The organism is Isoptericola sp. NPDC056573, from assembly GCF_042793335.1.
In the GTDB taxonomy this organism is placed as follows: domain Bacteria; phylum Actinomycetota; class Actinomycetes; order Actinomycetales; family Cellulomonadaceae; genus Isoptericola.
The window spans coordinates 19,810-34,105 of record NZ_JBHTUY010000012.1; the positions used below are offsets into that span (position 1 = coordinate 19,810).

The following is a 14,296-nucleotide window of genomic DNA, read 5'->3' on the forward strand; positions in this document are numbered from 1 at the left end:
CATGACAGAGGTGCTCGGGCCCGCGGGGCCGTCGACGGGCGTGCCGTCGAGCCGTGCGGCCGTGCTGGACGCGATCCGCGCCGCGGGGACCGTCAGCCGGGTCGAGCTCACGGCCGCCACCGGCCTCACGGGGGCCACCGTGTCCACCACGGTGCGCCGCCTCATCGAGGACGGGCTGGTGCAGGAGACGGGCCTCGCGGAGTCCACCGGCGGCAAGCGCCGGGTGCTCCTCGAGCTCGTGCCGACGAGCCGGCACGCGGTGGGGGTGCACCTGGACGGGACGGACGTCACGTACGCCCTGGTCAACCTCGACGGCGCCGTCGTCGCGCGCCTGCGTCGCACGTCGCCCGCCGGCGACCCGGAGTCCGTGGTCCACGGCATGGCCGAGACCGTCCGGGGGCTCGTCGACAGCGCCGGGGCGAGCTGGGAGAACGTGCTCGGGCTCGGCGTGGTGTCGCCGGGGCCCCTGTCGCGCGGCTCGCGCCTGGTGCTCACCGGGCCCGCGATGGGCGGCTGGGCGGACTTCCCGCTCGGGCGGCGGCTCGGCGAGGCGACCGGCCTGCCGGTCGTCGTCGACAACGACGCGACCGCCGCCGCGGTCGGCGAGCACTGGACCGGCGGGGCCGGGGGGAGCAGCGCGTTCGCCGCGCTCTACCTGGCGACGGGGATCGGTGCCGGCGCGGTGCTGGACGGTGTCCCGCTGCGGGGCGTCAGCTCCAACGCGGGAGAGGTCGGGCACGTCTGCGTCGAGGTGGACGGGCCCGAGTGCTGGTGCGGGTCGCGGGGCTGCGTGGAGGCCCTGGGCGGCCCGCGGGCCGTGGTCGCCGCCGCCGAGGCGGCCGGCTTCGACCTCGGCGGCACGGACCGGCCGGTGTCGGTCCGGTTCGCGGCCCTGGCTCGCGCGGCGCTCGCGGGCGACGCGGTCGCCGCGAACCTGCTGCACCGGTCCGCCCGGTACGTCGCCGTCGCGGCCCAGACCCTCGCCCAGGTGCTCGACGTCGACCGCCTCGTGCTCACCGGCCCCGCGATGGCGCTGGCCGGCTCGCTCTACCTGCCCGCGGTCCGCGAGCGGCTCGCCGCGTCGTCCGTCGCCCGGCACGTGCACGACGTCGAGGTGGTCATCTCCTCGGCGGCGGCCGAGGCCGCCGCGATCGGCGCGGCCGCCCTGGTGCTGCAGGGCGAGCTCGTCTCCCGCGCCGGCGGCGTCCGCATCGCCGTCGGCTGATCCCGACCCGCTCCGCCGGCGCGGCCCCGGCCCGACCCACCGGCGTCGCCCCGGCCCACCCACCGGCCTCGCCCCGGCCCATCCACCCCTTGTGACGACCGTCCCCGGAGGAACCGCATGACCCGCACCACCGCCGTCCCGCTGCACGACGGCTGGACCGTCCGCGCCGTCGCGGGCGCCGTCCCCGAGGCGCTCGCCGCCGCCCTGCACGACGAGCGCGGCGTGCCCGCGACCGTGCCCGGCACCGTGCACACCGACCTGCTGGCCGCCGGCCTGATCCCCGACCCGTACCTCGACGACCACGAGGCCCTGCTGAAGTGGGTCTCCGCGTGCGACTGGGAGTACCGCACCACGATCGCGTGGCAGCCCGACGGGCATGACCGCCAGGACCTGGTCTTCGACGGGCTGGACACGGTCGCCACGATCACGCTCAACGGCGTCGAGGTGGCGCGCACCGCCAACCAGCACCGGCGCTACCGCTGGGACGTCTCGGCGCTGCTGCGCCCGGGGGCCAACGAGCTGGCGGTGCGGTTCGCGTCGCCGGTGCGCGAGGCGGACGCCCGGAGCCTGGCCCTCGGCTACCGCCCGCAGGTCAACCACCACCCGTTCAACGCGCTGCGCAAGGCGGCCTACAACTTCGGCTGGGACTGGGGCATCGACGCCGCGACCGTCGGGATCTGGCGCCCGGCGCGGCTCGAGTCCTGGAGCGGCGCCCGGCTCGCGGAGGTCCGCCCGCTCGCGACGGCGGACGCCGCGCGCGGCGCCGGCCTGCTGGACGTGCACGTCGAGGTCGAGCGGTCTGCGCTCGAGGGGGTCGCGACCGGTCCCCTCGACGTCGCCGTCCGCGTCGCGGGGCACGGCGCGGACGTCGCCGCGACGGCGCACCTCGCGGCGGGCGAGAGCGCCGCCGTCGTGCGGCTCGAGGTGCCCGACGCGGCGCTGTGGTGGCCGCGCGGGTACGGCGACCAGCCGCTGCACGACGTCGCCACGACGCTCGCCGACGAGGACGGCGCCGTCCTCGACTCCCGCGTGGCGCGGACCGGCTTCCGGTCCGTGCGGCTGGCCGTCGAGCCGGACGAGCACGGCACGTCGTTCACGATCGTGGTCAACGACCGCCCCGTGTGGGTCAGGGGCGCCAACTGGATCCCGGACGACGAGTTCCTCCCGCGCGTCACCCGGGCGCGCTACGCCGCGCGCCTCGACCAGGCGGAGAGCGCCGGCATCAACCTGCTGCGCGTGTGGGGCGGCGGGGTCTACGAGGCCGACGACTTCTACGCCGGGTGCGACGAGCGCGGCGTGCTGGTGTGGCAGGACTTCGCGTTCGCGTGCGCCGCCTACGCGGAGGAGGAGCCCTTGCGCGCCGAGGTGGAGGCCGAGGCCCGCGACAACGTGTCCCGCCTCGCGCCGCACCCGAGCCTCGTGCTGTGGAACGGCAGCAACGAGAACGTCTGGGGCCACCGGACGTGGGGCTGGATCAAGCGCCTCGACGGCCGCACGTGGGGCCTGGACTACTACGAGAACCTGCTGCCCGCCGTCGTCGCGGAGCTGGACGGCACCCGCCCCTACACCCCGTCGAGCCCCTGGTCGGGGGACCTGCCGATCAAGCCCGACCTGTTCCCCAACGACCCGCGCCACGGCTCGATGCACTCGTGGGAGCTGTGGAACCGCGAGGACTGGCCGCACTACCGCGACGTCGTGCCCCGCTTCATGGCCGAGTTCGGCTGGCAGGGCCCGCCCACCTGGTCCACGCTCGTGCGTTCCGTCAGCGACGACCCGCTGACCCCCGAGTCGCCCGGCATGCAGGTGCACCAGAAAGCCGCGAGCGGCAACGACAAGCTCACCGACGGCCTGCTCGCCCACCTGCCACTGCCCGACGACATGGACGACTGGCACTGGGCCATGTCGTGGAACCAGGCGACCGCCGTGCAGGTCGCGGTGGAGCACCTGCGCTCGTGGAGCCCGCGCTGCATGGGGTCGGTGATGTGGCAGCTCAACGACTGCTGGCCGGTGACGTCGTGGGCGGCGGTGGACGGCGACGGGCGCCCCAAGCCGCTGCTGCACGCCCTCGCGCACGCGCACGCCGACCGGCTCGTGACGATCCAGCCGCGGTCCGCGTCCGGTGGCGAGCCCGTCGGGGACGGCACGGACGTGCTCGCCGTCGTGGTCGTCAACGACACCGACCAGGCCTGGGGCGGCGAGCTCGTCGTCCGCCGGCTCGGGTTCGACGGCACCGCGAGGGCGGAGTTGCGCGTCCCCGTCGAGGTCGGGCAGCGCGGGACGTGGACGTTCCTCCCGGACCGCGTCTCGACCCGGTTCGCCGACGCCGCCGCAGAGCTGCTCGTGGCGGACCTCGACGACGCACGCGGCCTCTGGTTCCCCGCCGAGCCGCGCGACTCCGCCCTGGCCGCACCGCGCCTGGAGACCGAGGTGCTCGTCGCCGACGACGGCCTGACCGTGCGCGTGACGGCGGAGAACCTGGTGCGGGACCTCACGCTTCTCGTCGACAAGGTCTGCCCGGACGCCCGCGTGGACGACATGCTCGTCACCCTCCTTCCGGGCGAGAGCGTCGACGTGCGCGTCACCGTGCCCGACGGCGTCCGGGTCGACCCCGACGCGCTGGTCGCGCCGCACGTGCTGCGGTCGCTCAACCAGCTCGTGGGCGCCCCGTGACGTCGGGCGGCGCGCCCCGGCACGTGCACCTGCGGGCCGGCGGCGTCAGCCTCCTGCTGCGGCTGGAGGGCGACCGCCTGCCCGTCGTCGCGCACTGGGGTGCCGACCTCGGCGACCTCGACGACGACGCCCTGGCGGCGCTGGCGCTCGCGACGGCGCCGCAGCCGTTCGGCTACCCGGTCGACGGGCCCATGCGGGTGTCCCTGCTCCCGGAGGCGTCCGCGGGGTGGCCGGGCCTGCAGGGGGTGACGGGCCACCGCGCGGGGGCGGCTCCCGCGCCGCGGTTCGTCGTGACGGGCGTCCGGAAGACGCTTCTGCCGGCGCCCTGGTCGGCCGGGGTCGTCGTCACGGCCGCGGACGACGACGCCGGCCTCGGCCTGCGGCTCGAGGTGGAGCAGGCGCGCTCGGGCCTGGTCCGGCTGCGGGCGGCCGTGACGTCGACGGCGGGCGAGCCCGGCGGCGTCACGGCTGACGACGAGCCCTACGACGTCTCCGGAGTGCTGCCGGCGCTGCCCGTGCCGGCGCGCGCGACCGAGCTGCTGGACCTCACCGGGCACCAGCTGCGCGACCGGTCGCCGCAGCGGCTGCCGTTCGTCCACGGCAGGCACGAGCGCGGCAGCCTGCGCGGGCGGCCCGGCTTCGACACCGGCTTCCTCCTGTGCGCGGGCGAGGCGGGGTTCGGTGCGCGGCACGGGGAGGTGTGGGCCGTGCACGCCGGGTGGTCGGGCAACCAGCGGATGGTCGCGGAGCGCTCGCCGCACGGCGTCGGCCTGCTCGCCGCGGGGGAGTCGCTGCTGCCCGGCGAGGTGCGGCTCGGGCCGGGGGAGGAGTACGTCTCGCCCTGGACCTACGCCGTGCACGGCGTCGGGCTCGACGGGGTGAGCGCGCGGGTGCACGACTGGCTGCGTGCGCGACCCGAGCATCCCCGGTCCCCGCGCCCCGTCGTCGTGAACACGTGGGAGGCGGTGACCTTCGACCACGACCTGGGCCGCCTCACGGCGCTCGCCGAGGCGGCCGCCGAGGTGGGCGCGGAGCGGTTCGTGCTCGACGACGGCTGGTTCGGCGCGCGGCGTGACGACGGCGCCGGCCTGGGCGACTGGGTGGTGTCGCCCGACGCCTGGCCGGACGGCCTGTGGCCGCTCGTGGACCGGGTGCGTGACCTCGGCATGGACTTCGGGCTGTGGGTGGAGCCCGAGATGGTCAACCCGGACTCGGACCTGGCGCGGGCGCACCCGGAGTGGATCCTCACGGGCGCGGGCGGGCGCTCGCTGGGGCCCGCCCGCCGCCAGCAGGTCCTGGACCTGGCGCACCCGGGCGCGTACGCCCACGTGCTCGGCCAGCTCGACGCCCTGCTCGACGAGTACCCGGTCGCGTCCCTCAAGTGGGACCACAACCGGGAGCTCGTGGGTGCCGGGCACGCGCCGTCGGGCCGGGCGGCCGCGCACGAGCAGACGCTCGCCGTCTACCGGCTCGTCGACGAGCTGCGGGCCCGGCACCCCGGGCTCGAGGTCGAGACCTGCGCCTCCGGGGGCGCGAGGATCGACCTGGGGATCCTCGGGCGCACCGACCGGGTGTGGGCGTCCGACTCCACCGACGCGCACGAGCGGCAGGAGATCCAGCGCTGGACGAACCTGCTCGTGCCGTACGAGCTGCTCGGGGCGCACGTCAGCGCGCCCGTCGCGCCGACGTCGGGACGGGCGCTCCCGCTCGACCTCCGCGCCGCGACGGCGCTGTTCGGACACCTCGGCATCGAGTGGGACCTCACGGAGGCCACGGCGGCGGAGCGCGCCAGGGTCGCGCGGTGGGTGACGTACTTCAAGGAGGTGCGAGGGCTGCTGCACGGCGGCACGGTCGTGCACGCCGACCACCCCGATCCCGCCTACCGGTTGCACGGCGTCGTGGCACCCGACGCCGGCGACGCGCTGTTCGCGTGGGTGTGCCTCGCGACGTCCGACTCCTGGCCTCCCGGCCCGGTGCCGCTCCCCGGCCTGGACCCGCGCCGGGAGTACCGCGTGCGGCTCGACGGGCCCGCGCGGACGCTCGACGGCGTCGCCGCCCGCTGGGGCGCCGCGCTGCCGTGGGCGGACGCGGGTGGCGTCATGCTGCCTGGGAACGTGCTGACCGACGTCGGCCTCGCGCTGCCCGTGCTCGACCCCGACCGCGCGCTGCTGCTGCGGGTGACGGCGACGGACCGCGTCAGCGCCGCCGGCTGAGCACCCGGTCGACGGCCGACAGCGGGATGTGCACCCAGGTGGGGCGCTGCCGGGTCTCGTAGACCACCTCGTAGAGCGCCTTGTCCAGCACGAGGGCGGCGAGGACGGCGTCGGCGGTGGGCGGGTCGAGCTCCGGCGGGCGGCGGGTGGTCAGGCCGCTCACGGCCGCAGACGTGTCCGCCGACTGGCGGTAGCGGGCGAGGAAGGCGTGCACGGCCTCCGCCTCCCACCACGGGTCGGGCGCGCCGCCGACCGCGGCGGCATAGGCGAACGAGCGGACCATGCCCGCGACGTCGCGGAGCGGGAGGTCGGGGGCGGTGCGCTCGGCGGCGGGTCGCTGCGGCTCGCCCTCGAAGTCGAGGAGCTTCCACCCGGTCTCGCCGTGCAGGGCCTGGCCGAGGTGCAGGTCGCCGTGCACGGTCTGCAGGCGCAGCCGCGGCAGGCGGGCCTGCAGGTCGTCGAGGAGCGCGTCGATCGCGGGGGCCCGGACCGCCAGGCCCGGCGCCTCGGAGACGGCGAGCGCCGCCCGGTCGCGCAGGCCCCCGACGAACGTCGCCGGGTCGAGCAGCGGACCGGGCGGCATCGCCTGGCGCAGCACCGCGTGCAGCTCCGCCACGACGCGGCCCAGGTCGGCGGCGAGGTGCGCGAACGACTCGCCGCGGCCGGCGTGCTCGCAGGCCAGCTCGAACCCGTCGCGGGCGCGCGGCACCAGCTCGCCGACCACGGCGAGGGCGGTGGTCGTGCCGGGGGCGGTGGCCACCTGGAGGGCGCCGAGGAAGCGCGGCACGCCGTCCCAGCCGGCGCGGGTCAGGGCGCGGGGCACGACGACGTCGGGGTGCGGCCCGGGGGCCACGGTGCGCAGGATCTTGAGCATCCCGCCGGTGCCGTCGGGCGAGGGCACGCCCGGCAGCACGACGCTCGTGTTCGACTGCTCGCCGGCGACCACGCGCCCGCCCGCGACGAGCGCGTCGGCCGCCACGCCGTCGCCCACGCCGGCCGCCCGCAGCAGGGCGAGCCAGCAGGCGGGGTGCGCGCCGCCGTCGTGCACGGCGACGTCGCCCGCGGCGGTGCGGACGTCGGCGACGAACCCCGGGCCGCGCGCGGCCGGGTCGGTGAGCACGAGCGGCACCTGCGCCACCACCTCGCCGCCCGGCACGCCCGGGCCGCGCAGGCGCACGAGGAGGACGACGACGTCCGCCCCGTCGGGCTCGTCGAGGCCACCCGGGGCGTCGTCGTCGAACGTCACCGCGAGCCACGGCTCGACCCGCACGCCGGCGGCGCTCGCGCCGCCCGCGGGGAACCACCGTCGGCCGGGCAGCCACGCCGCGAGGAGCTCCCCGACGCTCGGGTCGGGCACTCCCGCGGCCGGCCGCACGGCGGTCATGCCGGCTCGTCCCCGACGGTCTGCGGTGCGGGCGGGGTGAGGAGCAGCCAGTAGAAGTCGCGCGACCCCCACGTCATCGACACGGTGCCGTCCGGGCCGACGTCGGGGAAGCGGGCCCCGCCGAACAGGTCGGTGAGCGTCCAGCCGGCGCGCCCCGGCACCCGCACGAGGGACGACCGCGCCGTCGCGGACAGGTTCGCCGCCACGAGCAGCGTCTCGTCCGCCGAGGTCCGGGTGAACGCGATCACGGCGTCGTCGTCGGCCTCGAGAGGCGCGAACGCCCCGGTGCCGAACGCGGGGTGCAGCCGCCGCACCGCGAGCATGCCGTGCACCCAGTGCAGCAGCGAGGACGGCTGCGCGAGCTGCGCCTCGACGTTGACGTGCTGGTAGTGGTGCACCAGCGACTGCACGAGCGGCAGGTACAGCTTGCCCGGGTCGGCGGTGGAGAAGCCGGAGTTGCGGTCGGGCGTCCACTGCATGGGGGTGCGCACGGCGTCCCGGTCGGGCAGCCAGATGTTGTCGCCCATGCCGATCTCGTCGCCGTAGTACAGGCACGGGCTGCCCGGCAGGCTGAGCAGGAGCGCGTGCGCCAGCTCCACCTCCTTGCGCGAGTTGTCGAGCAGCGGCGCCAGGCGGCGTCGGATGCCGATGTTGGCGCGCATGCGCGGGTCCGGCGCGAACCACCCGTACATCGCCGCCCGCTCCTCGGTCGAGACCATCTCGAGGGTGAGCTCGTCGTGGTTGCGCAGGAACGTGGACCACTGCCCGCCCGGCGCGGGGATGTCCGGCGTGTCGGCGAGGATGTCGAGCAGGGGCCGCGCGCGCTGGTCCCGCATGGCGTAGTACACCCGCGGCATGACGGGGAAGTGGAAGCACATGTGGCACTCGGGCTCGTCCGCCGTGCCGAAGTAGTCCACCACGTCCTGCGGCCACTGGTTCGCCTCGGCCAGCATGATGCGGCCGGGGAACTCGTCGTCGATCATCCGGCGCACCCGGCGCAGGAACGCGTGCGTCTCCGGCAGGTTCTCGCAGTTGGTGCCCTCGGCCTCGAACAGGTACGGCACCGCGTCGAGGCGGAAGCCGTCCACCCCGACCCCCAGCCAGAACCGCGCCACGTCGAGCATCGCGTCGACCACGCGGGGGTTCTCGAAGTTGAGGTCCGGCTGGTGGTGGAAGAACCGGTGCCAGAAGTACTGCCGCCGCACCGGGTCGAACGTCCAGTTCGACGTCTCCGTGTCGACGAAGATGATGCGCGCGTCCTCGTAGCGCGTGTCGTCGTCGGACCACACGTAGAAGTCGCCGTACGGGCCCTCGGGGTCCGACCGCGACGCCTGGAACCACGGGTGCTGGTCGCTGGTGTGGTTCATCACGAGGTCCACCACCACGCGGATGCCGCGCGCGTGCGCCGCCTCGATGAGCTCCGTGAAGTCCGAGATCGTGCCGTACTGGCTCGCGATCGACGTGTAGTCGGCGACGTCGTACCCGCCGTCGCGCAGCGGCGACGGGTAGAACGGCGGGAGCCACAGGCAGTCCACGCCCAGCCACTGCAGGTAGTCGAGCCGCTCCGTGACGCCGCGCAGGTCGCCGGTCCCCGCCCCGCCCGTGTCCGAGAAGGCCCGGACGATGACCTCGTAGAACACGGCCGTGCGGTACCACTCCGGGTCCTCGGACAGGCCCGGCTTGTCCAGGGGCGGCGGCGCGGGCTGCGGCCGGGTGGGCAGCGCCTGCACCGGCACCTGGCGCGTGACCGGGCGCGGCACCTGGGGCGTCATCGGGGCCTGCTCATGTCGGCCCCGTCATGCCAGCCCGATCGTCAGGACGTGGGCCACCTGCTCGCGCGGGTCGAGGCGGACGTACGGGTGGGCGCCCCACGGGAAGGTGGCGCCGGACAGCTCGTCGTGGGCGACGAAGAACGGCTGGTCCTCGACGCCGTCCGGCCGCGTGAGCCCCAGCGCCTCCAGGTCGAGGAACAGCGTGGACTCCTGCGTCGTCCACGGGTCGAGGTTGAGCACGACCAGCACGACGTCGTCCTGCGTGGCGCCCGGTCGGCCCGCGGCGGGCAGGTGCTCGGCCCGCACGCGCCGCGAGAACGCGACGACCTGGTCGTTCGTCGTCGGGTGCACCGTGAGGTCGCGCAGCTGCCGCAGCGCCGGGTGGGCGCGCCGGACCTCGTTCAGCCGCCGCAGCAGCGTCGAGACGCCGACGACGTCGGCCTGCGACCAGTCCCGCGGCTTGAACTCGTACTTCTCGTTGTCGATCTGCTCCTCGACGCCCGGGCGGGGCACGTTCTCCACCAGCTCGTACCCGGAGTAGACGCCCCACGTGGGGCTGCCGAGCGCCGCCAGCACGGCGCGCACCGCGAAGCCGGCCACGCCCCCGTGCTGCAGGTACGGGGGCAGGATGTCGTGCGTCGTGGGCCAGAACGACGGGCGCAGCACGGAGCCCTGCGGCCCCGAGACCTCCTGGAGGTACTCCTCGACCTCCTCCTTGGTGTTGCGCCAGGTGAAGTACGTGTACGACTGGTGGAAGCCGATCCGCGCCAGGGTCTGCATCATCGCGGGCCGCGTGAACGCCTCCGACAGGAAGATCACCTCGGGGTGCGCGGCGTGCACCTGCGCGAGCAGCCACTCCCAGAAGTCCAGCGGCTTGGTGTGCGGGTTGTCGACGCGGAACGCGCTCACCCCGCGGTCGATCCACAGCAGCACGATCCGCAGGATCTCCTCCGACAGCCCCTGGGGATCGCGGTCGAAGTTCAGCGGATAGATGTCCTGGTACTTCTTCGGCGGGTTCTCGGCGTACGCGATGGTGCCGTCCGCGCGCACGGAGAACCACTCGGGGTGCTCCGTGACCCACGGGTGGTCGGGCGAGCACTGCAGCGCGAGGTCCAGCGCCACCTCCAGGCCCTCGGCGCGGGCGGCCGCCACGAAGGCCCGGAAGTCCCGCTCCGTGCCCAGGTCGGGGTGGATCGCGTCGTGCCCGCCGTCGGGGGAGCCGATCGCGTACGGGCTGCCGGGGTCGCCCGGCTGCGGGTCCAGGGTGTTGTTGCGGCCCTTGCGGAACGTCGTGCCGATCGGGTGCACGGGCGTGAGGTAGACGACGTCGAAGCCCATCTCCGCGATCGCGGGCAGCCGCTTCGCCGCCGTGGCGAACGTGCCCGACCGCCAGGTCCCGTCCTTGCGGCGCTTCGCGCCCTCCGAGCGGGGAAACATCTCGTACCAGCTCGCCGCCAGCGCCAGGGGACGGCTCACGCGCAGCGGGTACGCGGCGCTCGCGGTCACCAGGTCGCGCAGCGGCGCGCGGCGCAGGGCGTCCTTGACCGCGGCCGTCATCGCCATCGCGAGGCGGGCCTCGGGCGGGCGCGTGGCGTCGGCCAGCTCGCGGGCCGCGGCCTCCAGGACGGCGGCGTCCGCGGCGGAGCGGGTCGCCTGCAGCCCCGGCGCGACGATCCGCTCGAACAGCAGCCGCCCCTCCGCGAGCACGAGGTCGACGTCCTGACCGGCGTCGAACTTGATCACCGCGTCGTGGGACCAGGTGCCGTACGGGTCCGACCACGCCTCGACGCGGAACGACCAGTCGCCCGTGGGGTCCGACGGAGCGTCGGGCTGGAGGAACCCGCGGAACCGGTCCAGCCCGGGCGCGACGTCGGACATCGGCGCGGTGGAGTGCACCGTGCCGTCCGGCGCGAGCAGGACGGCGGTCGCCCCGACGGCGTCGTGCCCCTCCCGGAACACCGTCGCCTCGACGGGCACCACCTCGCCGACCGCCGCCTTCGCCGGCCAGCGCCCTCCCTCGACGACGGGGGAGAGCTGCAGGACGGGGATCCGTCCGATGGGCGCGTGCGGCGTGGGCTGCGGAGACGTCACGGCCTCCACGCTAGCCAGACGGTCAGCCCGGCGCGCGCCCAGGTCGCGGCGAGGGCTCGAGGTCGATGTCCCGGACCTCGATCTCGGACGCTTTACCTCGACCTGGCGACACGCAGGGCGTGCTCGACCCTCGCGACGAGGCGGCGGACGTCCCGCAGGTCGGCGAACGTGACCCGCAGGATCGTCCACCCCGCCTCGACGAGGGCGTCGTGCCGGCGCTTCTCCGCCAGGAGCACCTGCCGCGGGTCGCCCGCCCTTCCGTCGTACTTGACCGCGCCGTCGACCTCGAGCGCGACCTTGAGGTCGGGCCAGGCGAGATCGACCCAGAACGTGCCGGCCGAGGTGTCGACCGGGGTCGCGTGGACGGGACGCGGCAGCCCCGCGGCGAGCAGGTGCCAGCGGACGAGCGACTCCAGGGGCGACTCCGACGCGCCGTCCGCCGCGGCGAGCACGCGCCGCGCACGTCGTACGCCGCGCGCGCCGCGGGACCGGTCGAGCCGTCCCGTGAGCTCGTCCGGGTCGACGCCCAGCGCGAGAGCGGAGTCGGCCACGACGATGGACGACGGCTCCGCGAGCGTGCGCGCGCAGTCGACGACCGTGCGGCCCAGCGACGTCACGGGGACGCCGTCGAGGTCGCCGCGATCATGCTCGGGCACGGGGGAGACGTGGCGCCGGAGGACGTCGTCGGCCGGCCCGGGCGCGGGGCGGGTCAGCTGGGTCACGTGCACCTGGGGCCCGAGCTGCCAGGTCCAGCACCCCCACGCGACCGCGGCACTCGCATGGCTGAACCAGAACGTCGTGGTCAGACACTCGGCCACGGCCGTCATCTGGGCCAGCACCTGCGCTCGGCGGCGGACGGCGGTGGTGAACGACGGGTCGACGGACGGCAGGTAGACGCCGCGCCGGAGCCGCACCAGGTCGTCGTCCCGGGTCCGTTCCCGCAGCTCGGCCCTCCGCTCGGGGTCGTACCGCACGGCGGCCGGCAACAGGGGGCGGTCGGGGGTCGGTGCGCCTGGCCGGCGCGTCGCGATCCTGGACATGGGTCGATCGTGGGGGCCGCGGCCGCCGCGCGGGGCCGTGGGTGCAGATCTGTGGACGACGGTGCCCCGAGGTCGCGGCGAGGGCTCGAGGTCGATGTCCCGGACCTCGACCTCGAGCGCTCCGCTTCGATCTCGGCGTCAGGCGTCCGCGGCGAGTGCCCGGCCGGTGGTGCGGCCGGTGTGCAGGCAGCCGCCGAGGAAGGTGCCCTCCAGCGCGCGGTGGCCGTGCACCCCGCCGCCGCCGAACCCGGCGGCCTCGCCCACGGCCCACAGGCCGTCCAGGACGGAGCCGTCGGCGCGCAGCACCCGTCCGGACGGGTCGCACCACAGGCCGCCGAGGGTCTTGCGGGTCAGCACCGACAGCCGGACGGCGAGCAGCGGGCCGTCCTTCGGCGTCGTGAGGGGCCGGGGCCTGGCGACCCGGATCATCTTGTCGACGCGGTAGTCCCGGGCGGCGCGCGTCGCGACCACCTGCGGGTCCTTGCCGAGGCCGGACGCCACCTGCGCGTCGCGCGCGGCGACGACGGCGGCGAGCGCACCCGGGTCCACGTGTCCCTTCGAGCCGGGCGTGGCGTCCACCAGCGCGTTCATCTTCGCGGCGAGCTCGTCGGTGGTGTCGGCCCAGAGGAACTCGGGCGACTCGTTCGCGAACCGTTCCACCGGCCCGACGGCGCGCGGCAGCACCCGCTGCGCGAGGAGCTTGACGTCCTTGCCGGTGAGGTCAGGGTTCTGCTCCGAGCCCGAGAGGGCGAACTCGGACTCCATGATCGCCTTGTTGAGCACGAACCAGGAGTGGTCGTCGCCCCGGCGGGTCACGTGCTGCAGCGCACCGAGCGCGTCGAAGCCCGGGAACAGCGGGGCGGGCAGGCGGCCGCCGTCGGCGTCGAGCCACAGCGACGACGGGCCGGGCAGGATGCGGATGCCGTGGTTCGTCCAGACGGGCGAGTGGTTGGCGATGCCCTCCGGGTAGTGCCACATCCGGTCCTCGTGCACGAGCGCGGCGCCGGCGTCCGCCGCGATCCCGAGCATGAGGCCGTCGGTCGAGTCGGGGACGCCGGAGAGCATGCGCTCGGGCAGGGTGCCGGCCTCGGGGTCCCAGTGCGCACGAGCCAGGTCGTGGTTGGCGCCGATGCCGCCGGTCGCGACGACGACGGCGCCCGCGGCGATCTCCTCGATGCCCACGACGTCCCGGTTCGACGGTGTGCCCCGGCCGCCGAACGGCAGCCCGGTGAGCGGCTGGTCGGCCAGCACGTCGGCTCGGACCCCGGTCACGCGGCCGTCCGTGGTGACCAGCCCGGTGACGCGGCGGCGGAACCGCAGGTCGAGCAGGCCGGCGTCGCGGGCGGCCAGCGCGGCGGCGACAAACGGCGCGACGATGCCGGGGCCGGTGCCCCACGTGACGTGGAAGCGGGGCACGGAGTTGCCGTGCTCCACCCTCCCGTCGTCGTGCCCCACCGTGTACCCGCCGCGCTCGGCCCACTGCACGAGCGGGAACCACCGCACGCCCTTGCCGCGCAGCCAGGACCGCAGGTCGCCGGCCGCGAACTCCACGAAGCGGCGGGCCCACGCGTAGCCGTGCCGGTCGGGGCCCTCGCCGCGGTCGGCGCCGGGCGCGAACTGTGCGGAGCCGAGCCAGTCGGACCACGCCAGGTCGGCGGAGTCGTGCACGCCCATCGCGCGCTGCTCCGGGGAGCCGACGAGGAACAGCCCGCCGAACGACCACCACGCCTGGCCGCCGAACGACGCCTCCGGCTCCTGGTCGAGCAGCACCACCCGGCGGCCCGCGGCGGTCAGCTCCGTGGCCGTGACGAGTCCCGACAGGCCTCCACCGATGACGACGACGTCAGCATCCATGCGCGCAGTCTGGCAGAGGAGCGGCTCGGGGAGAACGGTCCGCGGAC

The 14,296-nt window shown here is 75.6% G+C and carries 8 protein-coding genes; 3 read left to right on the forward strand and 5 right to left on the reverse strand.

What is annotated here, in order from left to right:
• Position 1 precedes the first annotated feature (1 nt).
• The 3 genes from ACFQ8E_RS18525 (at position 2) to ACFQ8E_RS18535 (ending at position 6,108) form a co-directional block, all read left to right on the forward strand.
• Complete coding sequence (locus ACFQ8E_RS18525) at positions 2-1,225, forward strand: ROK family protein (protein WP_430552040.1); 1,224 nt, start codon at positions 2-4, stop codon at positions 1,223-1,225.
• 117 nt (positions 1,226-1,342) lie between these two features.
• The gene (locus ACFQ8E_RS18530) at positions 1,343-3,895 is read left to right on the forward strand and encodes a glycoside hydrolase family 2 protein (RefSeq protein ID WP_430552041.1); all 2,553 of its coding nucleotides are present in this window, start codon (positions 1,343-1,345) and stop codon (positions 3,893-3,895) included.
• Entirely contained in the window at positions 3,892-6,108 is a 2,217-nt protein-coding gene (locus tag ACFQ8E_RS18535; RefSeq protein WP_430552042.1) for an alpha-galactosidase, read from the forward strand. The genes ACFQ8E_RS18530 and ACFQ8E_RS18535 overlap by 4 nt, the downstream gene beginning before the upstream one ends.
• Here ACFQ8E_RS18535 and ACFQ8E_RS18540 read toward each other — a convergent pair.
• The 5 genes from ACFQ8E_RS18540 to ACFQ8E_RS18560 form a co-directional block, all read right to left on the reverse strand.
• Entirely contained in the window at positions 6,092-7,492 is a 1,401-nt protein-coding gene (locus tag ACFQ8E_RS18540) for an aminoglycoside phosphotransferase (RefSeq protein WP_430552043.1), read from the reverse strand. The genes ACFQ8E_RS18535 and ACFQ8E_RS18540 overlap by 17 nt on opposite strands.
• Entirely contained in the window at positions 7,489-9,264 is a 1,776-nt protein-coding gene (gene treS, locus ACFQ8E_RS18545; RefSeq protein ID WP_430552044.1) for a maltose alpha-D-glucosyltransferase, read from the reverse strand. Before treS ends, ACFQ8E_RS18540 begins: the two co-directional genes overlap by 4 nt.
• Before the next feature lie 24 nt (positions 9,265-9,288).
• Positions 9,289-11,364, reverse strand: coding sequence for a maltotransferase domain-containing protein (locus tag ACFQ8E_RS18550; protein WP_430552045.1), 2,076 nt, complete (start codon positions 11,362-11,364; stop codon positions 9,289-9,291).
• Between the two features lie 83 nt (positions 11,365-11,447).
• A complete protein-coding gene (locus ACFQ8E_RS18555; RefSeq protein ID WP_430552046.1) occupies positions 11,448-12,395 on the reverse strand; it encodes a hypothetical protein in 948 nt (315 codons plus the stop codon).
• Between the two features lie 138 nt (positions 12,396-12,533).
• The gene (locus ACFQ8E_RS18560; RefSeq protein WP_430552047.1) at positions 12,534-14,249 is read right to left on the reverse strand and encodes an FAD-binding dehydrogenase; all 1,716 of its coding nucleotides are present in this window, start codon (positions 14,247-14,249) and stop codon (positions 12,534-12,536) included.
• Between the last annotated feature and the right edge of the window lie 47 nt (positions 14,250-14,296).